16 protein-coding genes, 2 rRNA genes and 2 pseudogenes are annotated in these 26,291 nt (G+C 54.9%); 15 read left to right on the top strand and 5 right to left on the bottom strand.

What is annotated here, in order from left to right; genetic code table 11:
• Positions 1 to 2,467: ribosomal RNA gene (locus BN3795_RS24810) — 23S ribosomal RNA — on the top strand; the annotation flags it as partial.
• A gap of 62 nt (positions 2,468 to 2,529) precedes the next feature.
• Positions 2,530 to 2,646 (top strand): 5S ribosomal RNA (rrf, locus tag BN3795_RS24805).
• A 1,217-nt stretch (positions 2,647 to 3,863) separates the two neighbouring features.
• Here rrf and BN3795_RS24800 read toward each other — a convergent pair.
• A complete protein-coding gene (locus tag BN3795_RS24800; RefSeq protein ID WP_068787350.1) occupies positions 3,864 to 5,297 on the bottom strand; it encodes a glycosyl hydrolase family 18 protein in 1,434 nt (477 codons plus the stop codon).
• 49 nt (positions 5,298 to 5,346) lie between these two features.
• Positions 5,347 to 6,693, bottom strand: coding sequence for a glycoside hydrolase family 64 protein (locus BN3795_RS24795; protein WP_068787349.1), 1,347 nt, complete (start codon positions 6,691 to 6,693; stop codon positions 5,347 to 5,349).
• Positions 6,694 to 7,002: 309 nt separating this feature from the next.
• Between BN3795_RS24795 and BN3795_RS24790 the strand changes: the two genes are divergently transcribed.
• The 8 genes and pseudogenes from BN3795_RS24790 (at position 7,003) to BN3795_RS25765 (ending at position 17,285) form a co-directional block, all read left to right on the top strand.
• Positions 7,003 to 8,634 (top strand): formate--tetrahydrofolate ligase, encoded by a 1,632-nt coding sequence (locus tag BN3795_RS24790; RefSeq protein WP_068787348.1) that lies wholly within the window; start codon positions 7,003 to 7,005, stop codon positions 8,632 to 8,634.
• Between the two features lie 49 nt (positions 8,635 to 8,683).
• Positions 8,684 to 9,865 (top strand): GNAT family N-acetyltransferase, encoded by a 1,182-nt coding sequence (locus BN3795_RS24785; RefSeq protein WP_068787347.1) that lies wholly within the window; start codon positions 8,684 to 8,686, stop codon positions 9,863 to 9,865.
• 176 nt (positions 9,866 to 10,041) lie between these two features.
• The gene (locus BN3795_RS24780) at positions 10,042 to 11,352 is read left to right on the top strand and encodes an extracellular solute-binding protein (RefSeq protein ID WP_068787346.1); all 1,311 of its coding nucleotides are present in this window, start codon (positions 10,042 to 10,044) and stop codon (positions 11,350 to 11,352) included.
• A gap of 138 nt (positions 11,353 to 11,490) precedes the next feature.
• On the top strand, positions 11,491 to 13,230 hold the full coding sequence (locus BN3795_RS24775) for a cache domain-containing sensor histidine kinase (RefSeq protein ID WP_068787345.1): 1,740 nt from the start codon (positions 11,491 to 11,493) through the stop codon (positions 13,228 to 13,230).
• A 24-nt stretch (positions 13,231 to 13,254) separates the two neighbouring features.
• The gene (locus BN3795_RS24770) at positions 13,255 to 14,628 is read left to right on the top strand and encodes an ABC transporter substrate-binding protein (RefSeq protein WP_068787344.1); all 1,374 of its coding nucleotides are present in this window, start codon (positions 13,255 to 13,257) and stop codon (positions 14,626 to 14,628) included.
• Positions 14,629 to 14,678: 50 nt separating this feature from the next.
• Positions 14,679 to 15,185: pseudogene (locus BN3795_RS26300) on the top strand (response regulator); the annotation flags it as partial.
• Positions 15,186 to 15,220: 35 nt separating this feature from the next.
• Positions 15,221 to 16,456, top strand: coding sequence for a helix-turn-helix domain-containing protein (locus BN3795_RS24760; RefSeq protein WP_332835624.1), 1,236 nt, complete (start codon positions 15,221 to 15,223; stop codon positions 16,454 to 16,456).
• A gap of 679 nt (positions 16,457 to 17,135) precedes the next feature.
• The gene (locus BN3795_RS25765) at positions 17,136 to 17,285 is read left to right on the top strand and encodes a hypothetical protein (RefSeq protein WP_198524832.1); all 150 of its coding nucleotides are present in this window, start codon (positions 17,136 to 17,138) and stop codon (positions 17,283 to 17,285) included.
• Here BN3795_RS25765 and BN3795_RS24755 read toward each other — a convergent pair.
• Positions 17,282 to 18,829 (bottom strand): DHA2 family efflux MFS transporter permease subunit, encoded by a 1,548-nt coding sequence (locus tag BN3795_RS24755; RefSeq protein WP_068787342.1) that lies wholly within the window; start codon positions 18,827 to 18,829, stop codon positions 17,282 to 17,284. The genes BN3795_RS25765 and BN3795_RS24755 overlap by 4 nt on opposite strands.
• Positions 18,830 to 19,032: 203 nt before the next feature.
• On the opposite strand from BN3795_RS24755, the gene BN3795_RS24750 reads away from it, so the two are divergent.
• Positions 19,033 to 19,677, top strand: a complete 645-nt coding sequence (locus BN3795_RS24750) for a TetR/AcrR family transcriptional regulator (RefSeq protein WP_068787341.1) — start codon at positions 19,033 to 19,035, stop codon at positions 19,675 to 19,677.
• Positions 19,678 to 19,759: 82 nt separating this feature from the next.
• Here BN3795_RS24750 and BN3795_RS24745 read toward each other — a convergent pair whose 3' ends face one another.
• Together BN3795_RS24745 and BN3795_RS24740 are read right to left on the bottom strand one after the other, a co-directional pair.
• A complete protein-coding gene (locus tag BN3795_RS24745) occupies positions 19,760 to 21,535 on the bottom strand; it encodes a SulP family inorganic anion transporter (RefSeq protein WP_068787340.1) in 1,776 nt (591 codons plus the stop codon).
• A gap of 105 nt (positions 21,536 to 21,640) precedes the next feature.
• Complete coding sequence (locus BN3795_RS24740; protein ID WP_068787339.1) at positions 21,641 to 21,970, bottom strand: ArsR/SmtB family transcription factor; 330 nt, start codon at positions 21,968 to 21,970, stop codon at positions 21,641 to 21,643.
• Positions 21,971 to 22,268: 298 nt separating this feature from the next.
• On the opposite strand from BN3795_RS24740, the gene BN3795_RS24735 reads away from it, so the two are divergent.
• The 4 genes and pseudogenes from BN3795_RS24735 (at position 22,269) to BN3795_RS24725 (ending at position 25,316) form a co-directional block, all read left to right on the top strand.
• Positions 22,269 to 23,330, top strand: coding sequence for an ABC transporter ATP-binding protein (locus tag BN3795_RS24735; RefSeq protein WP_068787338.1), 1,062 nt, complete (start codon positions 22,269 to 22,271; stop codon positions 23,328 to 23,330).
• Positions 23,331 to 23,383: 53 nt separating this feature from the next.
• A pseudogene (locus BN3795_RS25390) lies at positions 23,384 to 23,745 on the top strand (antibiotic biosynthesis monooxygenase).
• Positions 23,746 to 23,787: 42 nt separating this feature from the next.
• Entirely contained in the window at positions 23,788 to 24,543 is a 756-nt protein-coding gene (locus BN3795_RS24730; RefSeq protein WP_068787337.1) for an exodeoxyribonuclease III, read from the top strand.
• 98 nt (positions 24,544 to 24,641) lie between these two features.
• Positions 24,642 to 25,316 (top strand): type IV toxin-antitoxin system AbiEi family antitoxin domain-containing protein, encoded by a 675-nt coding sequence (locus BN3795_RS24725; RefSeq protein WP_068787336.1) that lies wholly within the window; start codon positions 24,642 to 24,644, stop codon positions 25,314 to 25,316.
• Positions 25,317 to 26,291: the final 975 nt, after the last annotated feature.

Below are 26,291 nucleotides of genomic sequence, written 5' to 3'. Positions count from 1 at the left end.
TGGTAAGGCTAAATACTCCCTAGTGACCGATAGTGAAGCAGTACCGTGAGGGAAAGGTGAAAAGCACCCCGGAAGGGGAGTGAAAAAGAACCTGAAACCGTGTGCTTACAAGAAGTCAGAGCCCGATCTATGGGTGATGGCGTGCCTTTTGTAGAATGAACCGGCGAGTTACGTTTGCAAGCAAGGTTAAGCCGAGAAGGTGGAGCCGCAGCGAAAGCGAGTCTGAATAGGGCGAATGAGTTTGTAGGCGTAGACCCGAAACCGTGTGATCTACCCCTGTCCAGGGTGAAGGTGCGGTAACACGCACTGGAGGCCCGAACCCACGTACGTTGAAAAGTGCGGGGATGAGGTGGGGGTAGCGGAGAAATTCCAATCGAACTCGGAGATAGCTGGTTCTCCCCGAAATAGCTTTAGGGCTAGCCTCGGTGGGATAGTCGTGGAGGTAGAGCACTGATTGGGTGCGGGGCCCGCCAAGGGTTACCAAGCTCAGTCAAACTCCGAATGCCATAGACTGAATAACCGGGAGTCAGACAGTGAGTGCTAAGATCCATTGTCAAAAGGGAAACAGCCCAGACCATCAGCTAAGGTCCCCAAGTGTGTGTTAAGTGGGAAAGGATGTGGAGTTGCACAGACAACCAGGATGTTGGCTTAGAAGCAGCCACCATTTAAAGAGTGCGTAATAGCTCACTGGTCGAGTGACTCTGCGCCGAAAATGTAACGGGGCTAAACACACCACCGAAGCTATGGCTTGATGCATTGCATCAGGGGTAGGGGAGCGTTGAATACGGGTTGAAGCTAGACCGGAAGGACTGGTGGACTGTATTCAAGTGAGAATGCCGGTATGAGTAACGAAAAGATCAGTGAGAATCTGATCCGCCGAAAGCCTAAGGGTTCCTGAGGAAGGTTCGTCCGCTCAGGGTAAGTCGGGACCTAAGGCGAGGCCGAAAGGCGTAGTCGAAGGACAACAGGTTTAAATTCCTGTACCACCGTAATCCGTTATGAGCGATGGGGTGACGCAGTAGGGTAGTGACGCGGGGCGATGGAATGCCCCGTCCAAGCAGTGAGGCTGGTGTGTAGGCAAATCCGCACATCGTAAGGCTGGGCTGTGATGGGGAGGGAAAATTTACAGTACCGAAGGTCATGATCTCACACTGCCAAGAAAAGCCTCTAGTCAGGAGAAGGTGCCCGTACCGCAAACCGACACAGGTAGGCGAGAAGAGAATTCTAAGGCGCGCGGAAGAACTCTCGTTAAGGAACTCGGCAAAATGACCCCGTAACTTCGGGAGAAGGGGTGCCCCGGTAGAGTGAATAGCTCGAGGGGGCCGCAGTGAAAAGGCCCAAGCGACTGTTTAGCAAAAACACAGGTCTGTGCGAAGCCGCAAGGCGAAGTATACGGGCTGACGCCTGCCCGGTGCTGGAAGGTTAAGGGGAGTGGTTAGGGGTTTACCCCGAAGCTATGAACCGAAGCCCCAGTAAACGGCGGCCGTAACTATAACGGTCCTAAGGTAGCGAAATTCCTTGTCAGGTAAATTCTGACCCGCACGAATGGCGTAACGACTTGGGCGCTGTCTCAACGAGAGATCCGGTGAAATTTTAATACCTGTGAAGATGCAGGTTACCCGCGACAAGACGGAAAGACCCCATGGAGCTTTACTGCAGCTTGATATTGGACTTTGATACGATTTGTACAGGATAGGTGGGAGCCTAGGAAGCCGGAGCGCCAGCTTCGGTGGAGGCGCCGTTGGGATACCACCCTGATCGTATCGGAGTTCTAACCTGGTACCGTGATCCGGTATGGGGACAGTGTCAGGCGGGCAGTTTGACTGGGGCGGTCGCCTCCTAAAGAGTAACGGAGGCGCCCCAAGGTTCCCTCAGAATGGTTGGAAATCATTCGAAGAGTGCAAAGGCAAAAGGGAGCTTGACTGCGAGACTGACAAGTCGAGCAGGGACGAAAGTCGGGCTTAGTGATCCGGTGGTACCGCATGGAAGGGCCATCGCTCAACGGATAAAAGCTACCCTGGGGATAACAGGCTTATCTCCCCCAAGAGTCCACATCGACGGGGAGGTTTGGCACCTCGATGTCGGCTCATCGCATCCTGGGGCTGAAGTAGGTCCCAAGGGTTGGGCTGTTCGCCCATTAAAGCGGTACGCGAGCTGGGTTCAGAACGTCGTGAGACAGTTCGGTCCCTATCTGTCGTGGGCGTAGGAAATTTGAGAGGAGCTGTCCTTAGTACGAGAGGACCGGGATGGACGCACCGCTGGTGCACCAGTTGTTCCGCCAGGAGCACAGCTGGGTAGCTAAGTGCGGACGGGATAAGCGCTGAAAGCATCTAAGCGTGAAGCCCCCCTCAAGATGAGATTTCCCAATTAGTAAGACCCCTTGAAGACGACGAGGTTGATAGGCCTGAGGTGGAAGTGCAGCAATGTATGGAGCTGACAGGTACTAATCGGTCGAGGGCTTATCCAAAAAAACTAACACGCAAACTACGTTTCGTATCCAGTTTTCAGGCGATCAAAACGCTTGAACCGTTTGGTGGCGATGGCGGAGGGGTTCCACTCGTTCCCATCCCGAACACGACCGTTAAGCCCTCCAGCGCCGATGGTACTTGGACCGAAGGGTCCTGGGAGAGTAGGACGCCGCCAAGCAAAGACAAAGAGCACTGCCGTTGATCCGGTGGTGCTCTTTTAGTTTTATCCATAAGTGCGGAGCTGCAGTTAATTTCGGAGAAACCGCCGCTTTTGGGGAATTAGTTGTCTGTATGCAGTTATTTTCGGCGATTCAAGCGAATTAAGGCTGTTTGAGCAAATTTAACTGCAGATGGGCAACTATTGAGTCCGATTTGCTGAAAAGGTGAGAATTAACTGCACAGACACAACTATTACAAGTAACTTCTACTTCGTCAAGGAATGCTAAAGAGCACCGAGAGCACTGATTGAACATTTGATGGGCATCGATAGCAAGGCGCGTTACACAGGTCCGGCACAAACTTGAGAGTTAAGTGCGGAGCTGCAGTTATTTCTGAAGAAACCGCCATTTTTGGGGAATTAGTTGCCTGTATGCAGTTATTTTCGGCGATAATCGGGGAATGGGGCTATTTGAGCAAATTTAACTGCATGTGGGCAACTATTGAGTCCGATTTGCTGAAAAGGTGAGAATTAACTGCACAGACACAACTATTACAAGTAACTTCTACTTCGTCAAGGGATGCCAAAGAGCACCGAGAGCACCGATTGAACATTTGATGGGCATCTCGGCGGCGAGGCGAGGCGTTACACAGGTGTCCGGCGCAAACTTAAGAGTTAAGTGCAGAGCTACAGTTAATTTCGGACAATTCGCTGTTTATGGGGAATTAGTTGTCTGTATGCAGTTATTTTCGGCGATTCAAGCGAATTAAGGCTGTTTGAGCAAATTTAACCGCATGTGGGCAACTATTGAGCCAGATTTGCCGAAAAGGTGAGAATTAACTGCACAGACACAACTATTTCAGTAACTTCTACTTCGTCAAGGGATGACCAAAGAGCACCGAGAGCGCCGATTGAACATTTGATGGGCATGGATAGCGAGGCGTTACACAGGTCCGGCGCAAACTTGAAAATTAAGTGCAGAGCTGCAGTTAATTTTGGAGAAACCGCCGTTTTTGGGTAATTAGTTGTCTGTATGCAGTTATTTTCGGCGATTCAAGCGAATTAAGGCTGTTTGAGCAAATTTATCTGCATGTGGGCAACTATTGAGCCCGATTTGCCGAAAAGGTGAGAATTAACTGCACAAGCACAACTATTACAAGTAACTTCTACTTCGTCAAGGGATGACCAAAGAGCACCACCGACCCAGCGGCAGTGCTCTTTGGGATTGAGATGCTTAATTAAGGATGATAAGCTCTAACGGTGTTTCCGATCGCTTGCAGTAAGCTCTTGCTGGAATCGGTCGTATCTTGGCTTATTTCCCAAATCATGATGCCGCCCAAGTTCTCCAGCGCGTATTGCGTTTTCTTCTGAATGGTCGGTATTCCATTGTAGTAGGCTTGCATGCCGTTTATCATCGAAATGTCGGTATTATACGCGTTAGGGTTCGCTTGCAAAATCGCGGCGTAAGAAGCCCAGGAAGGTCTGCCGTAAAAAGGAACCCCCAGCACAACTTTATCGGCCGGCATCTTTCGCGTATCCTTCCAATACTTCCCGCTAAGCACGGCAAAATCGTAGGAGGAATGCCGATCTCCGTCTCCGCCGTCATAAGCCATGACGTTAAACCAGTCTACGGCGCGGATGACTTTGTCGGTATGAGCCGCCGAGTCCCAATAAATGACGCCATCCGGTGTTACGCCGCTCAGGACCGCAGCGGTCAACAGCATATTTTGCTTCTTCAGCTCCGTGCTCAAGTAGACCATCAGATCCTCATATTGCTGCTTGCTTGAGCCGTCGGTTCTCGGGTGCTCCCAATCCATATCTACGCCGTCAAATCCGTATTGCTTGGCCATCGCGATGATGGCGTCGCCGAATTTCTTGATCTTATCCGGTGTATTCGTCGCTGCCATGAAGGTGCTCTCCAAAGGAGTGTCATTATAAGACCAACCGCCTACTGCGAGCAGCGCCTTCACGTTGTTTGCATGAGCCGTCCGAATAATTTGACTGGCGGCGTCCGGATTGCTCAGCGGAAGCAGCGAGCCGTCGCTGGTCGGAATAGCAAACGCATAATTAATATGCGTCAGGTTCTGATACTGGATGGTGTTAATTTTGCCGGGTTCCCAGCTGGGATAATAACCGACCACTTTAAAACCACCCGGAATGGGATTTGTCGGATCTGTCGGGTCCGTCGGAGTGGTTGGATCCGTTGGATCAGTCGGGTCTGTCGGATCCGGGTTGCCCGCCACCAGCTCCCAAACGGCTGCGGTTCCAGGGGTTTCCCCTTGGGTCCACCATTTCGCTTTATACAATTGACCATTGTAGGTGACAATGTCTCCTCCTACATAGGCTTTCCCGCTGTTCCAGGCGGGATAGGTGCCATCGGACGACGGCACATGCTCCCAGACATCCGATGTGCCTGGTGTATCGCCTTGGGTCCACCATTTTGCCTTGTAATCCTGGCCATTATACGAGACCATGTCTCCGCCTACATAGGCTTTCGTGCTGTCCCATGCCGGATAGGCGCTGGATAACTGGATCGAACCGGCATCCATTTCCACTGCGGTGTTGCCGCTTGCTGTCGGGGACGCTTTGACATCAACCGAAAGCGGAGCAAATAAGGTAATCAATAAGGCAAATACGGCTAAAAAGGCAAATCTCTTTCGAAGAGCTTGCATTCAAATTCCTCCCTCTCTCCAATAGGATCGATTAATAGTGCAACCCGTTTTACCAACCTACTCTTACGATGAGACCTTTCGGATCGCCCACCTCCAGATAGGCGGCTTGTCCGTTGACGTCGTCATAACAGAAGCCGTAAGCTAATCCATCGATGCTGTGATCATGCCAGAATTTCGCGTAATAGTTCGCGGGTGCGGCTTGATAGTATTTCTCGGGTTGATTCCAGCTCCCGGGATCCGAGTAAACGTGGCGGTTCAGCGCGGCACATACTTCAGCATTGCTGGCGCCGCCAACTCCCAGCAGAATGTCCTGGGTAGAGATGTTGGAGTATCCCGCAAAATAGTTCTCATAAGCCCCTCCCTGCTTAAACGGCCCTTTCATAGGGCTGAGTATGCGGTAAGGGGCTTGCAGGGTACCTAGTGACTTGAATTCCTTGGGGACTTCATTTTGATATTTCGCAAACAATCCGGAACGGGTTTCCGATTCCAGTTCGCCGACGGTGCGATCGTAATTCCCCGCCCGGTTAACCAGACGGTGTTGAATTGGAAAACCAAATTGATCGACCCTTGTCGTATTTCCGTGATATCCGCTATCGTCAACGGTGAATTCCACAAAGTCGAAAATGATATTCAGGTTGGGATCGGTTGGATTGTTGAGATCCGGACCGGCAAAACCGTCGTCAAACGTTTTCATGTACAAGGGGCTGTCCACGCTAAGGAACAATCGGCCGGAAGTGATTCGGGGGAGATTGACCCAAGCGGCGTCGCTAACCTTGTGATAGATGTTGGCATAATTGGCACCGTTTTTGGTTAAATGTCCGGGGGCGTCGTTTAAATTCGACGAGATCGGAATAAGTCGTCCGGACAAATCCAGATAACTCCATTTGCCATTGGCCGGATTGATGCCAATCACTCCCCAATAAATTTGATGATCCGCATAAGCTCCCCCCGTACCGTTCATAACCTTGAGACTAACACCGCCATCGGAAGGGGTGGGAATGGAGGAGGCCGGAATCGAATAAATTGAGCCGGACGTCGGCACCGAGCCGGGCTGGCCTGTATAGGTGAACGTTGTCGTGTCATAGGCAGGCAAGCCGTTATTATAAGTAAAGGAATATTCAATCCTGGCTTGAGCTGCTGAATTGACCGTTTGCTCGTATCGGCCAGCACCCGCGTTGTAGGTCATCCGTAGATTTTGCTGAATACCGGGATCCACCTTATAGTGGACATCCACCCATGTCGTGTTGACGTTTGACTTGAACCATAAAGTGACGTTATTGCCGGATACGTCCGCTCCCTGAGTGAATTCCGCAGCCGAAGCCGAGACATTTACGGACAGGGACATGAGAAACGCGATAAAAAACAAGCTAAAGCCCCGCACCCATTTCGTTGTCATAAATCTACTCCTTTCTTGCACAATCGTTAGCTTAAGAACTCTACGAACACTGCCCCCTTTCCGGGATATTGTATATTTACCTCAAAAGCTAGAATTATAGGTAAAATATACATAATCTACTTTACTCTATATGTTATATATTGCCAGTGACTTTTGATATATTTTCCATTCCCCACTCACACAATGGGGGGCGTACGAATTCCGTCACGCATAGTTCCCTCTCTTTCATGTACAATAAGAAATGAAATTTTTAGACAGGATTTGCATGAGGTTTTACAAGAATGAGATAGATGGAGGTAGCGGAGCGGAATGAAGCCAATATTGGAAGTGGCTGCGTCCTTTGGCATTGCCGAAGAGGATGTGGAGTTGTACGGACGGTACAAGAGCAAATTGGATCCGGGGTTGCGGAGCAGGTTGGGGAGTCGGCCTGATGGAAAATTAGTGCTGGTGACGGCGATGAATCCGACACCGGCCGGTGAAGGCAAGACCTTAACGACAATTGGGCTGGCGCAATCGTTGAATGCCATCGGGGCACCGACCATTGCGGCGCTTAGGGAGCCGTCGCTCGGTCCTTGCTTTGGCATGAAGGGCGGCGCAACGGGCAGCAATAAAGCCCAGCTGCTTCCTTCGGAGGAGATCAACCTGCATTTTACCGGGGATCTGCATGCGATTACGTCGGCGCATAACCTGCTCGCTGCGATGATTGATAATCATATCTTTCAAGGGAACGCCCTGCAGATCGATACGAACCGGATCTTGTGGAAACGCGCGATGGATATGAATGACCGGAGCCTGCGGCAAATCGTTGTGGGTCTTGGTGAAGGGAACGGAAGCGTACACGAATCCGGGTTCATGATCACAACCGCTTCCGAAGTGATGGCGGTTCTCTGTCTCAGCGAGGATGCGCATGATCTCAAGGAGCGTCTGGGCCGCATGGTCGTGGCCCGTAATATGGCCGGAGAGCCGGTCACGGCTGTACAAATCGGCGCCGTTGACGCGATGACCGTATTGTTGAAAGAGGCGATCAAGCCGAACCTGGTACAAACGGCCGAGGGAACCCCGGCGATTGTGCACGGCGGCCCGTTTGCCAATATCGCCCACGGGTGCAGCAGCGTTATCGGGACGAAGACCGCGCTGAAGCTGGCCGAAATCGTTGTGACCGAAGCCGGGTTCGGGGCCGACCTGGGGGCGGAGAAGTTCTTCGACATCAAATGCCGGCAGGCCGGCCTGAAGCCGGATGCGGCTGTGTTGGTCGTGACGGTGAAGGCATTAAAATATAACGGCGGAGCGGCCAAGGCGGAGCTGGACCAACCGAACCCGGAAGCGGTGCGGGCCGGGTTGCCCAACATGAGGCGGCACCTGGAGAACCTCCGGAAGTTCGGGGTTCCGGTGATGGTCGCGGTGAACCATTTTATCAGCGATACGGAAGAGGAAATTTCGCTTGTGAAAGAGGAATGTACCCGGTTGGGAGTTAAGGCAGAGCTGTCCGATGTTTGGGCTCAAGGCAGCGAGGGCGGCAAAGAAATGGCGACAACCCTGCTCGGCATTTTGCAGCAGGAAACCGCACGATATACGCCGCTCTACTCCGACGAGCTGGATATTAAGGCCAAAATCGAAACGATCGTGGGAGAAATTTACCGCGGGGACGGCATCAAGCTGAGCGCCAAAGCCGCAGCCCGTATTGAGGAGCTTGAACGGCAAGGCTTCGGCCACCTGCCGGTGTGCATGGCCAAGACGCCGTATTCCTTCTCCGACCAGGCGAATCTACGGGGAGCTCCCGAAGGATTTACCGTGCAGGTTAAGGACGTTACGTTATCGGCAGGCGCCGGCTTCGTCGTCGTCCATACCGGCAACATCGTTACGATGCCCGGCCTGCCGAAGGTTCCGGCTGCGGAGCGAATCCATCTGGACGAGCGCGGGGAAGTCGCCGGTTTGTTATAATAAATACGTTAGAGGATCATGATCATCAATTGATGAAAGAGGTGGGTTTGTGGAGATCAGACCGTTACGAGCCGATGAGTTTGACGCCAGCTTGAGCCTGTCCGAGTATGCCTTTCAGTACAAGGTGAAGCAGGAGGAGAGGGAGGAGCAGCGGAGCCGCTTTGTTCCCGAGCAATCCTGGGGAGTCTTTGAGAACGGCGAGCTGCTCGCCAAGCTGATGCTGTTGCCCTTGCATCTGTATGTACAGGGACGCCCCGTTCCCATGGGAGGCATCGCCGGCGTGGCGACCTGGCCGGAGCATCGGCGGGGCGGGCTCGTCAGGGAGCTGCTGTCGGCCGCGCTTCAACGCATGAACGAGCAAGGACAGGTTGTGTCCTGTCTGCATCCCTTCTCGATTCCTTTCTACCGGAAATTCGGCTGGGAAGTGTATACGGATTATAAGAAGTATACCGTGAATATCGACAGCTTCCCGTCGAAGACGTACGCCTCGGGTTCCGTTAAGCGGGATGTGAGGGACATGGAGCTCCTGGATGGAATCTATCATTCATTTGCCCGGCGCTATAACGGAACGCTGGCCCGGGATGAAGCGTGGTGGAAGCGGATGGTATTGGGCGATGAAGACCACACCGCCGTTTACTACTCCGAATCGGGCGAGCCTGAAGGATACCTTATTTATCAGGTGAAGAACAGGGAGCTTGTCATTGACGAGTTCGTCTATTTGAACGAACCGGCCCGCCAAGGTCTGTGGGCGTATCTGGCCAACCACGATTCCATGGTGACCCAGGCGATCATCGACCGCGTGCCGGCGGATGACCCGCTGCCGTTCTTGCTGCGCGATCCGCGCTGCAAGCAGGAAACCGTGCCTTACTTCATGGCCCGGATTGTGAATGCGGCGGCTTTCATCAAGGACTATTCGTTCACCGCATCGGCTTCCGCCGGTCCCATTCGCCTTAGCCTGCGCATTGAAGACACGTTTGCCCCCTGGAACGCAGGGGATTGGCGGCTGGAAGTGTCCCCGGAGGGAAAAGGGAGCCTGACGCCGGCCGATCCGGCGCATCCGGCAGATTCCGGGCTCGCCTGCGACATTTCAACGTTGACGGCGATATTGCTGGGCTATAAACGGCCGCGGGAGATGTTCGCTTGCGGCAAGTTAACCGGTGCGGCAGCCGATGTCAACACGTTCGAACAGCGGATCCCCGTGAGTCAAACGGCGTTGTTCGACTTCTTCTAACCCCTGTCCTCGGAATCCATGGCCGATTCTTCGCTGTTAAGGTGGAGAATCGGCTTTTTGTGGTCTGCGATCAGAAAAATTCCAACCTGAAATCGCAATTTTGCCTCCTCAAAAACCAACCCCCTTTTCGCTAGACTTAAAGTATAAATTCGGATGCAGGAAAGGATTCAACGGCAATGAAGAGAGGAAAATGGTTGGCTGTTCTGCCGATTGCCGCCATGATGATTTCTTTGCTGGGCGCTTATGGCGTAATCAATGCGGCGAATAACGAGGAGAATCACGTTCCGGGTACGACCGAAGGCAGTGCAGGTTCCCCCGTCGTATTAACTTTCTGGGCGCTGGGAAATACCCATTATGTGACCCTGGCTCAGGAGTATATGGCGATGCATCCCGAGATTCGGATCAATCTCAACATCATGACCGATACATTTGTGCATCATGACCGCATGGAGTCCGCTTTGTCCGCAGGAACGGGCACACCCGACATTTTCATGCTGGATCAGGAGTTTATAGAGCGTTTCCTAGACGCACAAGATCATTTTTATAACTTGTATGATCTCGGGGCGAAGGGCATCGAGGTGGATTACCTGTATTGGTCCTGGAAACAGGCAACCTCGGCGGACGGTTCGTTTCAGTTGGGCTTGCCGGCCGGGATCAGTCCGACCGTTATATACTATCGTACGGACCTCATGGGGCGGGCCGGACTTCCGACCGACCCCGAGTCATTTAGCGCCGCGATCTACAAATGGGACAAATTTGCCGCGGTGGCGAAGCGGTTTACGGAAGCAACCGGAATCCCGTTTGCCGACTCGGCGGATTTGGTGTACAACGGCCTTCGGGATCAATCGACCGACCGGATTTACTTCAACAAAATCGACGGGTCCTTCATCGGGGATACCAATCCGCAGGTGAGAAAGGCGTATGATTTTACGGTAAAAGGCATTCAGGAAGGGTGGATCGGCAACCGGACATTGGGGTCTCCGGAGTGGGAGAAAGCGATCCGCGAGGGGGACGTAGGCGTCGTCCTCGGCCCGACCTGGATGGAGGACACGATCCGCAGCGCCAGGGAGACCGCCGGAAAGTGGCGGATTGCCCAAATTCCGGAGGGTTCCGGCAGTTGGGGCGGCTCCTTCTTGACGCTGCCGAAGGAAGGGAAGCATCCGAGGGAAGCTTACGACTTCATGACTTGGTTAACCAACAAGGAGAATCAGTTGAAGTCGTTTCAAGCGAGCGGGCAGCTGCCCTCGATCCCGGCGGTGTACAACGAACCGGCATTCCAAGCCGATCCGGATGACTTTTTTGGAGGACAGGTGATCTCTGAGGCGTACGCAAGGTCGGCGCAACGCGTAATACCGGCTTACCGCGGGCCGCGGTTTGAGCAAGTGGATGCGTTGATCAAGAAGGCGCTCCGGGATGTGCTTGAGAACAAGGCAGATCCGCAAGCTGAATGGAATGAAGCCATCAAACAGGCGCAAAACGCGGCTTGATCATAGATCTTGGAAGGATACGATAAACCTGATTCGCAAGGGGGCCGGGCCCCCTTGCGATTTCGCGTTGTTAGAAGCGGCAAGGAATCAGCCAGGCCATGAAGAATAATAGAGTAGGAGATGCATAGGAGGAACGAAATGAAGCTTCGTCGAAAAATCTTGCTGGCTATTATTCTTCTCGTCTTTATTCCCGTCATTCTGATGGGTTCCATATCGTATTACAGCTTCTCGCGGGCTATGGAGAACAAATCCAACAATTTCTACTGGGTTTCCTTGCTGGAAACCGACCGCAAGCTGAAGTTTGCGCTGAACGAGGTTACGACGGTATCCAACTCGGCGATCGCCCAGCCGTTCATTCAGAAGCTCGTGAAGCAGGCGAATTTTACGGTGACCTACGAGCAGAAACAAGACATCAACAATCTGATTAACCACCCGATGATCACTTCATTCGGGCTGTATTCGAAGGACAAACTGCAGTATCAATTCAATGAGGCCATGTCCATCCGGGAACTGAAGCGGCAAAGCTGGTACGGGGCCATGGAAGCCGCCGAAGGCCGCCCGGTCTGGGTGGGCCCGGGGGAGAACGGCTCTGCCGCGGCGGGGAAGCCGGTGCTGATTCAGGCCCGGCTGATTAAGGATTATTATTCGCTGGAGGATATCGGCGCCTTGGTCATCTATGTGAAACCCGATATTTTGGACCAAGTGTTCTGGGATGCCGCGACCTTAAAGCAAGGGGATATTCTGCTCGTCAACAAGCTGGGGAATATCGTGTTCGACAAATCCGGCTCGCATATCGGCGAACGCACGGAATTTCCCTTTCTAACCCGGGAGGAGCCGGAAGGAAAGGGATACTATACGGCCAAATATCAAGGGGAACAATCGCTGATCACCTACTTGCCTTCGCATAACAAGGATTGGTATCTGGTGGCTATTACGCCCAGCAAGCTGATCGCTTCGGAGTCCATCTCGATTCGCAATATCGCGATCGTACTGGTGCTGGTCTCGCTGATTTCGGCCTTTCTGTTCGACCGGTTCTTCGTCCGCCGGCTGGTGCGCAGCATTATCGGTGCGGTGAACGGGATGAAGCGGGTGCAACAGGGGATTTTCGTGCCGATTACGTCCGCGGTGCGCAGTGAAGATGAAACGGATTTGCTGGTGGATGGCTTCAACCGGATGAGTACGCAAATTTCCGAACTCATCGATCAGGTGCAGACCGAGCAGGCGCGCAAGAAGGAATTCGAGCTGCAGGCGCTGGTTGCCCAGATTAACCCGCATTTCATCTATAACTCGCTGGAGTCGATTAATTCGCTGGCCGTTTTGCAGGGGAATAAGGATATCAGCAAAATGGTGGTTTCGCTGGGCAAGCTGCTGCGGATCAGCATTAGTGAAAATCAACAGCTCATCACGCTGGCAATGGAAATGGAGCATGTGCGGCATTATCTGGACATTCAGAAGTTCCGCTTCGAGGACCAGTTCGACTACCGCATCGAAATCCCGGAGTCGCTTAAGTACCATTTGACCCAGAAGCTGATCGTGCAGCCGATCGTGGAAAATGCGCTGTACCATGCGATTGAGCCGATGGAGGAGAAAGGGCTGATCTTGATCACGGCGAAGGAGGACGACCGGGATATCCTGATCGACGTGACGGATAATGGACCGGGCTTCAGCGCGGATACGCTGATGAATTTGTGGAGCAGAGAGGGAGGCAACAAGAGTTACCGGGGAACTGGCGTCGGGCTTAAAAACGTTCACGAGCGGCTTCGTCTCCGGTTTGGCAGCCGCTACGGCATCCTGATCTGCTCTTCTCCCGGACAAGGTTCCACCATCCGCCTCCGCATTCCCAAGATCCTCCACGATGCGGAAGCCATGAAACGATAGAGCGGACCAAAGGAGGCGGATGACATGAGAAAATGGTTTTTGAACTGGGGCTGGATCGCGGTCTACGCCGTAGTGCTGGCGCTTTCCGTGCTGATCATCGCTGCCGGCGGGCACGAGCCGATTGAGGAGAAGCAGACCGAGAAGGTGACCTTGACCTTCCGCCACTTCTGGATTAAGGAGCATGACCGGCAGATGCTGAACATCGTCGAAGACGTCGTTGCCCAATTTCAGGAGAAGCACCCCAACGTCAAGGTGAATTTCGAGGGCATGGACCAGACCGTTCATCGAGAGCAGAAGTTGAAGAGCGAAATGGTGACCGGGACGCCGCCGGACATGTTCGTCCTGTTCGGGGGGGCTGAAATTGAGCCTTACGTTCGCTCAAATCGGCTGATGGATTTAACCGAATTCGTTGAGAAGAACGGGCTGAAGCAGGAGTTTCAGGACTTGCATTTATGGACGTTCGATCAGCATATTTACGGTTTGCCGATTGAAGGCAACGCCGAGCCGCTGTTCTACAACAAGGAAATTTTCGATGAACTAGGCCTGGAACCGCCCCGGACACTGGAGGATTTGAACCATGCTGTGCGCGTCTTGACGGACCATGGCATCACGCCGTTTGCGCTTGGGAATGAGGAGCGCTGGCCGGCGGCGATTTTCGCGCATTATCTGATGGACCGGTACGCCGGGCCCGGGTTGATCGATGAGCTGGTGAAAGGCGATGAGTCGTTGAGCTTTCAGAACCCTTATTATTGGAAAGCGTTCAAACAGTTCAAAGCTTGGATCGATGAGAAAGCCTTCTACGAGCCGGCCAACGATCTTTCCACTGAGGAGGCCATCGAGCGGTTCACCAGCGGCGAAGCGGCGATGTATCTGAACGGAAGCTGGGATATCAACCTGTTCCATAACGAGAAAGCGCCGGCGGATTTTCAAAATCAAGTTGGGGTTCTCCCGTTTCCCTCGCTGACGGAAGGGGGCAGCAAATCGATTGCCGGGGGGTACACGATCGGAATCGGCTTGTCCTCCAATCTGGAAGAAGCCAAATGGGAAGCGGCGCAAGAGCTGCTGAAGGCTTTTTATACCGAGGAAGTGCAGCGGCGTATTGTTTACGAGGCCTTGCGTATTCCATCGATGAAGATTACGTATGATTCGGAGAAAACCGGGCCGGTCTTCGCGCAGGTCGTGGACATGATGGAGAGAAGCAGCCAAAGCTTCGTCCCCTACGACAACGTGCTTCCTCCGGAGGTGAACAAAACCTTTCTGAAGGTGCTGGAGGAAATGATCAGCCAGCGGGCGACGCCCGCAAAGGCGCTGGAACAGATCCAACAAACGTCGGAGCAATACTGGCGGCTGCGGCGAAGCTCATTGCCGAGTGAAACGGCTGGAGGTGTGGAACGGTGACAAAGGGAGAGAAGTACCGGGTTATTTTGGTGGACGATGAACCGGTGATTTTGCGAAGCTTGAGAGTGGCCGTCCCCTGGGAGGAGCTGGATCTGGAGATCGTCGGGGAGGCGCGGAGCGGCGAAGCGGCGCTGCAGCTCGTTCACGAGCTGTCGCCGCATATGATCATCAGCGACATTCGCATGCCGGGAATGGACGGGATCACGTTGATGAAGGAAGTGCTGACGGAGAATGCGAATCGGTTGTTTATTTTTGTCAGCGGCTATGGGGAGTTTGAATATGCACGCGAGGCGCTGCGGGAAGGCGCATTCGACTATCTGCTAAAACCGATCGACCATGATGAGCTGATCGAGATGATCCGGCGGGCCAAGAAAACCCTGGAGAAGCAATCGGAGAACGACAAGCTGCTGCATTCGGTGCAGGTGTTGTCGATGCTGGCGAGGGAGCGCATGTTTGCCGAATTTATTGAAGGCAATCAGAGTCAAAGCCATCTGCAGCATATGCGCTGGCTGGAGAACAGCGAGCTGAGGCAGGATTATTTCATGGCGGTGATCCAACTGGATCATTTCGTCNCCATGATGAGCTGATCGAGATGATCCGGCGGGCCAAGAAAACCCTGGAGAAGCAATCGGAGAACGACAAGCTGCTGCATTCGGTGCAGGTGTTGTCGATGCTGGCGAGGGAGCGCATGTTTGCCGAATTTATTGAAGGCAATCAGAGTCAAAGCCATCTGCAGCATATGCGCTGGCTGGAGAACAGCGAGCTGAGGCAGGATTATTTCATGGCGGTGATCCAACTGGATCATTTCGTCAAGCTGAATGAGCAGTGGTCTCCGGAGGAGCGGCGGCTATGGCTGTTTGCGGTGCGTAATATCCTGGGGGAATGGTCGATGGCGCAGGGGGCGCTCACGATGTTTCCTTTTCACAGCGGGGAATGGGTCTTGCTGTTTCCGAGTCTGCTCCTGAATCAGAGGGAAGAGCTTGGGAGCGATGTGATCCGGCAGATCCAGCTCTATACCAAATTGTCGTGCTCGATTGGGTTCAGCCAAACGGCAGCGGGGTTGGAGCGCCTGAGCGAGGCGTACCAAAGCGCCGCCAAAGCGTTATATCAGCGCTTCTACAGCGATCGGGCGGGCGTGTTCATCGATCAGCCGGGCCGGGAGCCCGGGGCCGACCGCGAGGCCAAATATCCGAAGCCCCTGGAAGCGGTGCTCCTGGACAGTATCCGGACGCTGAACCGGGAGCGGCTGTTGTCGGCCTTGGATGAGACGAAACAGTACATTGAGGAGCAGTCCTTCTCGAAAGAAGCCGCCGAGCGGGTTATCGTGGAGCTGACCGTGGTGATGTTCCGGCAATACGAGCAAATGAACCTGTTGTCGGAATGGTCGCTGGAGGGCTTGCTGCAGGAGCTGCAGTCCCTCGGGACGCTGCATGAAATGATCGGGCTGCTTAAGGCGAACTTCGGCCGGTGGATCAGCGAAAGCCAGGACAGCCAGTTCAAGGACAATGCGCAGACGGTGATCGCCAAGACGCAGGAGTATATCCTCAGCAACTATCATAAGGACCTCAGCATGGAGGAGGTCGCGGAGCGGGCCGACTTAAGCATCAGTCACTTCTGCCTGCTCTTCAAGCAGGTGACCGGCTACACGTTCCTTGAGTATTTGACGGAATGCCGGATCGAGAAAGCCAAATACATTCTGAAGAACAGCCATGTCAAGGTGTATCAGATAGCCCCGATGGTAGGTTACCAGGACCCGCGTTACTTCACGCAAGTGTTCAAAAAAGTGACCGGCATGACGCCCACCGAGTTTCGGGAGATTGGGGCGTAGATGCGGAGCTGATCTGGGACCGCGCCAGGCCGATTCGCCTCGGCCTGGGGCAAATGGCGGCGGTGAGTTATCCGCCGCGCGGCCTCAGAGGCAGATCTGCGAATAACTGCATAGCTGCAGTTATTTTTATGCATTCTGGCGGAAATGGCTGATTAGTTGCCGAGATGCAGTTATTATCTGCGATTGGGCCGAGATCGGGCCTTTTCTGCGGAATTAGATGTATTCTCGTCCTTATTTGCACCCAATGCTGATTTTACGGAAAAATAGCTGCACCCCCACCACTAATTCTCCGAGATTGACCCGCCGCTTAGGCTTAGGCTCGGGCAACCAATGTATTCGATAAATCGAATAGAATCCAGCGTGATTCGCGATTTCGATGGGATGTATATGAAAATTCATATACATTTGCGCTGCAAAGGGGTATAGTTCCAGATTCTATATGAAAAATCGAATAGAAATCGGAATTGAGGTCATCGCCACCAATTTGTACGCGAAAAATCAAATACAATTTGGATTTAGTGCCGTTTGCGGCGATAGAAGGCAATGAACTCGGCGGCGGCTGCCGGAACGGCCTGCTCGTACTCGCCGTAAGTGCAAGAGGCCGTCGGAGCGGCCTTCGCATAAGGCTAAGGCCTAAGGCGAGATCTGCTCCGACAGCGCCGTTACGCGTGCGGAGAAGGTGTCGTTCGCCAAGCAGCCATCGCTCGTCGGCTGCAAGCATTCCATGGTACTGCGCCGGGTATTCCGCTGGTTTATACGCGATACGTCGGCGTACAACGTGTACGGCGGGAAGCTAGACGAGTTTACGCCGCTCACGCTCACTCGTTAATGGCTGATGCTTTCCTTGCCGGTGATTGATTGGGCCGTTTCTTGCGGTTCGTCCTTGGCCGGACGGTTCCGCCGCAGCAGTAGTCCCAGCACGGCACCGCCCATCGCCATGAACATCATGATGAAAAACGTATCATCGAACCCTTTGGCCAGCGCCATCGCTGCCCCTTGCCGCATCGCTTCAGCCGAACCGGCTGCAGCCTGGGTCAGGTCGCTGGCCGTTTGGGCAGCTTGCGCGGCTGCGGTTCGCATTTCATCCGCGCGGAACGTCGTTCTGGAGGTTAAAATGGTCACCAGCGTGGAAATCGCCAGGGAATTGATCACCTGCTGCATGGAGTTCGTCAGCGACGTGACGCGGTTAATTAGCGGCTTCGGCGCTTTGTTGAGCAGATGATTATTCATCGGCATCGTAATCATGCCCATCCCCGCACCGCACATGATCAACGGGAGGATCAACTGGTGGCTTTCGGTCGTCAGGTCGACATGCGAATATTGGAACAGCGCGCCGGAGACCAGGCTGAGCCCCAGCACAACCAGCCAGCGCACGCCGATCCGATCGAACAGGATCCCGGCGATCGGCATGATCAGCCCGGAGGCAATCGCTTGCGGCAGTAAGGTCAGTCCGGTGTCAAACGCACCGAAACCTCGCGCTTGCTGCAGGAATTGGGGCAGCAGGAACAGTGCTCCGTACAAACCAAATTGCCCCACCCACTGGACGAAAATCCCGGCGCTGAAATCAACCGAACGGAAGATGCGCAGCTCGAGCAGCGGGGTGCGAGTTTTGAGCTCCGTGATAACGAAAGCGATCAGCGCAACGCCGCCGATGGCGAGGCCAAGGATTGTTTTATTTGCGCTCCAGCTTTCTGCGCCTTGGCTGACGCCATAGGACAAGGCCGCGAAAGCCAGCGGCCCGAGAAGGATGCCCCACTTGTCGATCCCGGCGACCGGGTTCCGTTCCACCTTCGGCAGCTTGAAGATCCCGATAGCCAGGCAAAGGATCCCGACCGGAATATTAATCAGGAAAATTAAACGCCACGTATGATACTCCACCAACCAGCCCGACAGGACAGGGCCGATGGCTGGGGCGAACAGCACGGGAATCCCCATAATCCCCATGACGACGCCCACCTTGCTGGCTGGGCTTAATTTATACACATAAGCCATCGCTACCGGCAGTACGCAGCCGCCGCCCAAGCCCTGGATGACCCGGAAGACGATCAGCCATTCCGCCTGATTCGGCGTCGCGCACAGCAAGGAACCTACGGTAAACAGCACAACGGCGCTGAGGAACACCGTCTTCGCTCCGAAGCGGTCGGATAACCAGCCTGATAGCGGGATGACGGAAGCCTGCGCCAGCATGTAACCGGTGACGACCCACTGCAGGGTCTTGAGGTCGGTTCCAAAGTCGGTGGCCAGCGTCGATAAAGCAACGTTCATCGCCGTGTTGTCGAGCACGACCATGAAGACCCCTGCGATGATGGCCAGAAGCGGCACAAGGATACTTCTTAGCTTGAAATTCGCAGGGGATGGAAGCGTCTGCTCCATGATTTTCTCCTCCTAATTGGCCGATTCGGGCAACCTCTGTTCTGATGAAAATCAGCGATCGGATTGCCCCTCGGCCGGTATCTCTGTATAATGGATATAGATACGGACAATTGTCCGTAGATTTACGATACTTAGTTTACGGACAATTGTCCGATAAGTCAAATGCGTTTTTGGAATCGCGCAAACAGAGAGGAAGGTAAGTGATGAATCAGGACAGGCGGAGGAGCGACTCTTACCGGGAACGCATCCTGAAGGCAGCTCGGCAGCTGTTTCTCGAACACGGCCTGGATGGCGTCAGTATGTACATGATCGCCCGTACGGCGGGAATCGGACAAGGCTCCCTTTACCGGAGATACGCGGACATTGGGGAGATCGGATCGGACCTGCTGAGAGACAATACGGAGAAATTGCTGAGCGGTTTGGAAGCGCTGGTGGCAGGGCCAATCACCCAAGGAGAGCGGGATAGCCATTCTGATGGGGCCGATCAGGCCGATGAGGAGGGATTGCATCTGGAGAGGCTGCGGAGCGCGATTGCCCAGGTCGTCGATTTCACCGATGAGCATGCCGAGCTGCTGCTGCGCATCAAGTCCGAATTTACGGGCAAGAAGCAGCTGACCCAATTCGAGCATCCTATTTTTGAAAAGCTGAATGGCATCTTGACCGGTTTGTTCCGGCAAGCGGCTCAGGCCGGGGAGATTCGCGAGGTGGAGCCGTCGTTTATGGGCAGTGCCTTGACCGCTGTATTAAGCCCCGATTTGTACCTCTACCAGCAAAAGGTTCACGGCAGCACCAAAGCTGAAATCCAGCGAGGCATCCTCACGCTCGTGAATGCACTGGCTTCTAAATAACACCAATCCCCTCGAAACCACGGATGATGGGTCTTCCGTGCTCCGAGGGGATTGGTTTGTGCGCTGGGCTTAGTTCATGCGCTTATACCGGCACTTGCCCATCCCGCACCCGTGTACCGGCCAGTTCCGGCAGGGGCTTGCGCTCCGGTTCCGCGCCGCAAAGTCCAGTGCATTCGCGGAAGGCGAAATGGCGGCAGCCCCGGCAGCTGTCGGCGTTGAGCAGGGCCAGCGCATGGGTCAAGGCTTCGCCGGTATTCTCGAAGAAGTTCGCTTCGCCGATCATCCCGTAGCAGCCGGTTTTCTCCATCAGCTTATGCGGCTGCGCGCGAAGGCCGGAGACGACAACGGTGATGCCGGCCTGGTGCAGCCGTTTGATCAAGGCGGCGAAATTAGCCTCGCCGGTCGTATCCATAAACGGCACCTTGCCCATCCGGATCAAGACGACCCGCAGCAGGCCGCCTTCGATTTGCGAGGCGACCCGGTCAAACGCCTGCGAGGCTCCGAAGAACAGCGGCCCGTCAACGGTAAAAATCGAGACCTGCGGGCAATCGTGATCTTGGGTCACCATGTGCGGTTGTACCTTATCCTTGCCGGAAGCCAGGTCGGGCAGCACTTTATCGACGGTGAGCAACTCGCCCATTCTTTTGACGAACAGCACCACGGCTAGCACCAGTCCCACTTCTACGGCGGTCGTGAGCGTGGTGAACACCGTGAGCAGGAAGGTGACGAGCAGGACGAGCGTGTCGCCGGTCCGCGTCTTCAGCATGTGGGCGAACGCTTTGCGCTCGCTCATATTCCAGGCGACGACCATCAGGATCGGAGCCATGCTGGCGAGCGGAATGTTGGATGCGTAAGGCGCGAGCAGCGCCACGATCAGCAGCACGACGACCCCGTGGATGATGCCGGAAAAGGGAGAGACCGCCCCGTTCTTGATGTTCGTCGCGGTGCGGGCGATCGCACCGGTCGCCGGGATGCCGCCGAACAGCGGGGCGGCCATATTGGCGAGGCCTTGCCCGATCAGCTCGCGGTTGCTGTTGTGGCGGGTGCCGGTCATCCCGTCCGCCACCACCGCCGAGAGCAGCGATTCGATGCTGCCGAGCAAAGCGATGATCAGCGCCGGCTGCAACATCGGCACGACGTTGTCCCACGACAACGTCAGCGGGTGGAGGCTGGGCAAGCCGCCGGGAATCGCCCCGTAAGCGGAGCCGATCGTCGTCACCTTGCCGGGGAACAGCCAAGCCGCGGCGAGCGTGGACACGAGGATGCCGACCAGCGAACCGGGGATTCTCGGCAGGAATTTCGGTGTCAGCAGCAGCGCCGCCAAACAGAGGGCAGCCGTTAGGAGACTATAGACGTTCAAGGTGTGAAACTGAAGGGCGATCTCCTTCATATTTTCATGAAAATACTCATGCCGCTTCATGCCGGTCAATCCGAGAAAATTGCCGATCTGTCCGCTGAAGATGGTCACCGCGATACCGGCGGTAAACCCGATCGTAACCGGCCGCGGGATGAACTTGATCAGCGTTCCGAGCCGGAGCAGCCCCATCAGCACCAGGAAAATCCCGGCCAGAAAGCCGGCGATCAGCAGGTTTTCATATCCGTATTGCAATACGATGGCAAGCAGAATCGGGATAAACGCCCCCGTCGGCCCCCCAATCTGGAATCGCGAGCCGCCCAGCAGCGAGATCAGAATCCCGGCGATGATGGTCGTATACAGTCCGTATTCCGGCTTGACGCCGGACGCGATCGCGAAGGCCATTCCCAGCGGGATCGCCACGATGCCGACGATACATCCCGAAATCAAATCTTTGCGCAAAGCTGCCGCGCTATAATTCCTGAATCTCCCTGTCCACTTCATCCGTTAAACCCTTCTTTTCTTTAGAAATCTGCAGTTCCTGCAGCGTGATTCATCCCGATAAACAAAAAAGATCCCCCGCAGCCCGGCGGGGAAACTGGGGGTTCCTTATGGTTGTTTGCGGATCCCTTGCAGCAATGAAATCGATTCGACCAAATGGTTATCGAAGATTTGCCGGGCTACCGCGAGCAAATCCTTCAACAGCGGATCTCGCAGCGAATATACCACCGTTGTGCCTTCTTTGACCGTGTTGACGAGATTTTTGGCGCGAAGAACGGCCAGTTGCTGGGAGACAGCCGACCCCTCCGATCCGAGGATCGCCTGCAGCTCATTGACGTTCCGCTCGCCTTCGCTCAGCACCTCCAAAATACGAATTCGCATCGGATGGGCGAGCGCTTTGAAAAATTCCGCCTTAAACTGTTGCAGGTTCGCGTCCATCGACTAAACTCCTTAAAATCTGAAATTTCATATCTCTGAATCTTTGCATATTCAACACCATAGCATAGCGCTTGGGAAGGGAGATAGGAATAATGTCACTGCCGCAGTTGTCCACTGCAATCGGGGCTGAGGGGTGCAGACTTTTTCCAATTGAGCTTGGGCGGCTATGCATGGTATACTTAATAATGATAATCATTATCATTATTAATGATGAACTCTCCAGTTGAAGCATGGAGATCTTTTCATAAATAGCAGCAAACCACGAGATAGGATGATAGAGAAAAGGAGTCAAGATCCCATGAAGCATTTACTGGAAGTCAAAGATTTGGCCATCTCTTTTAACACTCGCGAGGGAGAGGTGCAGGCGATCCGCGGTGTCAGCTTTCATGTCGACAAGGGTGAAACGCTGGCGATCGTGGGGGAATCGGGCTCGGGCAAAAGCGTCACTTCCCAGGCGGTTATGCAGTTGGTTCCTCGGCCGCAAGGCGTGTATAAACGCGGGGAAATCTGGTTTGACGGGCAGGAGCTGATCGGCAAGACGGAGAGACAAATGCAGCGGATTCGCGGCAAGGAGATCGGGATGATCTTTCAGGACCCGATGACTTCGCTGAATCCGACGATGAAGGTGGGCAAGCAGATCACCGAGGTGCTCCATACCCACGAGCAGATGCCCAAGGACGCCGCGTATCGGCGGGCCGTGGAACTGCTGGATTTGGTCGGGATTCCGTCCCCCGAGCGCCGGTTTCACCAATATCCGCACGAGTTTAGCGGAGGGATGCGGCAGCGGGTGGTCATCGCCATCGCATTGGCGGCGAATCCGAAGCTGCTGATCGCCGATGAGCCGACGACGGCGCTGGACGTGACGATTCAAGCGCAGATTCTGGAACTGATGAAGGAGCTGCAGCGGAAGATCGGCACTGCGATTATTTTCATTACGCATGATCTTGGGGTTGTGGCTAAAATGGCCGACCGCGTGGCGGTGATGTATGCCGGGCAAATCGTCGAAACCGGGACGGTGGAGGAAATCTTCTATGATCCGCGGCATCCGTACACCTGGGGGCTGCTGGCCTCGATGCCAAGCCTGGAGGGGTATGGCGGCGGGAAGCTGTCGGCTATCCCCGGCACGCCGCCGGATTTGATTCGCCCGCCGAAGGGCGACGCCTTCGCGCTGCGGAGCTCGTATGCGGTGAAGATCGACTTCGAGCAGGAGCCGCCGCTGTACCGGGTGTCGGATACTCACGCGGTGAAGTCGTGGCTGATGCACCCGCAGGCGCCGGCGGTTCAGCCGCCGGACGTCGTGAGCCGGAAGCGTCGTGCGCTGCCGGGCGTCTACGAGGTTCCGGTGTTGGCGGAAGCATAACAGAGCCGCATGGGGGCGACCGATCGCCGTCATGCTGTGAAAACCCCAGGACGATGATTGTTGAGAAAGGCAAGAGCGGCATGGTGTTCGCGCGGTTTAGCGCGGAGAGCCCGATCGACCAAATGGAAGGCCTGGTGGACATCAGTGTGATGGTTAACCGAAAAAGCCGGGAGGACCCGAGGAGGTCGTCGTTGTCATCCGCTGGGAGTCCCAGAAGGCATGGAAGAATTGGGAGAAAAGCGATGCGTGGCACATCCAAGGCCATAAGAACAGCCGGGGACAGCTGCCGCCTGCGTTCATCCTTAGCACGACGGTCAATATGTACGATGCGCAGGTTTTGAAGAAAGGGAAGGCTTTTTTGAACGGCATGGGACGTGATACACTGGATTCGAATGGTTGGGCGATAGATTGCTAGATTCCGGCGATTCGCGATTACTTTAAGGCAAGGGGATTTGAAATGAAGCTGGTTTCATGGAACGTGAACGGACTGCGGGCCTGCGTGGGCAAGGGGTTTTTGGACTATTTCAAGGATGCGGATGCGGATATTTTTTGCCTCCAGGAGACGAAGCTGCAGGGAGGCCAGATTGAACTGGACCTTGGCGGCGATTATGAGCAGTACTGGAATTATGCGGAGAAAAAAGGCTACTCCGGCACCGCGGTCTTCACGCGGATTACACCGCTGTCCGTGCGCTACGGCATGGAGGAGGATTCCGAGCCGGAAGGGCGGATTATCACGCTGGAATTCGAGGAGTTCTACCTCGTGACGGTATATACGCCGAATGCGAAACGCGACCTCTCCCGTCTGGACTACCGGATGGAGTGGGAGGACCGGTTCCGCGCATACCTGACCGGGCTGGATGTGGTTAAGCCGGTGATCGTTTGCGGGGATTTGAACGTCGCTCACATGCCGATTGACATCAAGAACGCGAAGTCGAACGAGGGCAACTCCGGCTATACGCCAGAGGAGCGCGGCAAAATGACCGACTTGCTGGCGGCGGGGTTTACCGATACGTTCCGGTATTTCTACCCGGATCGCGAAGGGGTGTACAGCTGGTGGTCGTACATGCCGAAAATTCGCGAGCGCAACGTCGGTTGGCGGATCGACTATTTCCTCACTTCCTCCCGGCTAGAGCCGCAGCTGCGGGATGCGGGGATTGACTGTCACATCCTGGGCAGCGACCATTGTCCGGTGTCGTTGACGGTTGAATGGTGATATAATTTGGGTATTGACGAAGAACGTCCTTATTGCCGCACAAGCTGCGGCGCTAGGGGCGTTTTTTTATTTTTCTCAAAGGGAGGCGGTTTGGAGGTATGGACTTTGATCAGGCGCATCAGGTATTTCTGGAGAAACATTTGGCTGGGAGATCGGGAGAGCGGAAGGGGAGGCTGCAGCGCGGGCATCAATATGCGGAGAAGCTGCTGCTGCAAAATGTATGGTGGCCGTTGTTCGGCACGTTGGAGCATCTGCATCCGGAATATGAGGTGTACGATTGGAATCGAAAGTCGCAGTTTCTTGACTTTGCTTTTTTGCCGCCGTATGGCCGCTTCGGTATCGAGTGCGACGGGTTCCAGAGCCACGTGAAGGACATGGACCGGGAGAAATTCAGCTACGCGTTAAATCGGGACACGTTCCTGACCGGCATGGGGTGGAAAATGCTTCATTTCTCCTTCGACGATATCCAGTCCCGGCCGGAGGTTTGCCGGATGCTGCTGAATTTGGCGGTTGGCCCTTATTTGCTGAGGGCTCCATCCGGCAGCCCGGCGGGTTCGGCGTCTCCGCTCGAGAAGGAGGTGCTGCGCCTCGCCTGGCATCTCGGGGGTTCGGTTCGCCCGAGGGATGTCGCCGTGCACGAATCGGTTAGTTTCCGTACGGCGCGGAACCGCTTGAACCGTCTGGTGCACAAGGGATGGCTGCGCCCCGTGGCCTCCGGCACATATATCTGCCGCTATGAGCTGACGGATCGATCCGTGGAGGGGTTGGCGTGAGGATCGGCTTGAGGATCGGCGTGAGCGGGTTGGTGTAAGGTCGAGCCACGGTTGATCGGCCGTGGGGGGCAGGGGGGCGCTGGCCAGCGAGCAGCAGCACCGAGTTGCCGCCGTCCAGCCTGGGGCGAGCCCCAAAATGCTGCAAAGTGTGCAACATTTCTGGCTCCGACGGCGGCGAAAGCGGGGAAATGTTGCATTTACTGCAGCATTTGCTCGGGATCTCGCCCCGATCGTACGAAAAAGCTGCACTATTTGCAACATTTTAGCTCTCCGGGCTCGCTGCGGCGCTGAAATGTTGCAGTTTTTGCAGCATTTGCCCCCGCCGTGGGGGGCTGGCCAGCGAGCAGCGACGCCGAGTTGCCGCCGTCCAGCCTGGGGCGAGCCCCAAAATGCTGCAAAGTGTGCAACATTTCTGGCTCCGACGGCGGCGAATGCGGGGAAATGTTGCATTTACTGCAGCATTTGCTCGGGATCTCGCCCCGATCGTACGAAAAAGCTGCACTATTTGCAACATTTTAGCTCTCCGGGCTCGCTGCGGCGCTGAAATGTTGCAGTTTTTGCAGCATTTGACCCCGCCGTGGGGGGGCTGGCCAGCGAGCAGCGGCACCGAGTTGCCGCCGTCCAGCCTGGGGCGATCCCCAAAATGCTGCAAAATGTGCAACATTTTTGGCTCCGCCGGCGGTGAAAGCGGGGAAATGTTGCATTTACTGCAGCATTTGCTCGGGATCTCGCCCCGATCGGCCCGAAAAAGCTGCACTATTTGCAACATTTTAGCTCTCCGGGCTCGCTGCGGCGCTGAAATGTTGCAGTTTTTGCAGCATTTGCCCCCGCCGTGGGGGGCTGGCCAGCGAGCAGCGACGCCATCTAGTCTTCGACTGGGAAGTATAGAGGAGGAGGAAGCGCTAGATCGCTCTAATCGTAAAAATGAGTGATTACTCACTTGACACATCAGCCGCAAGTGGAGTATCTTTATCT

Source organism: Paenibacillus phocaeensis (assembly GCF_900021165.1).
Taxonomy (GTDB): Bacteria; Bacillota; Bacilli; order Paenibacillales; family Paenibacillaceae; genus Fontibacillus; species Fontibacillus phocaensis.
The sequence above is the reverse complement of the archived record's forward strand: the minus strand, read 5'-3'. Positions and strand labels throughout refer to the sequence as shown.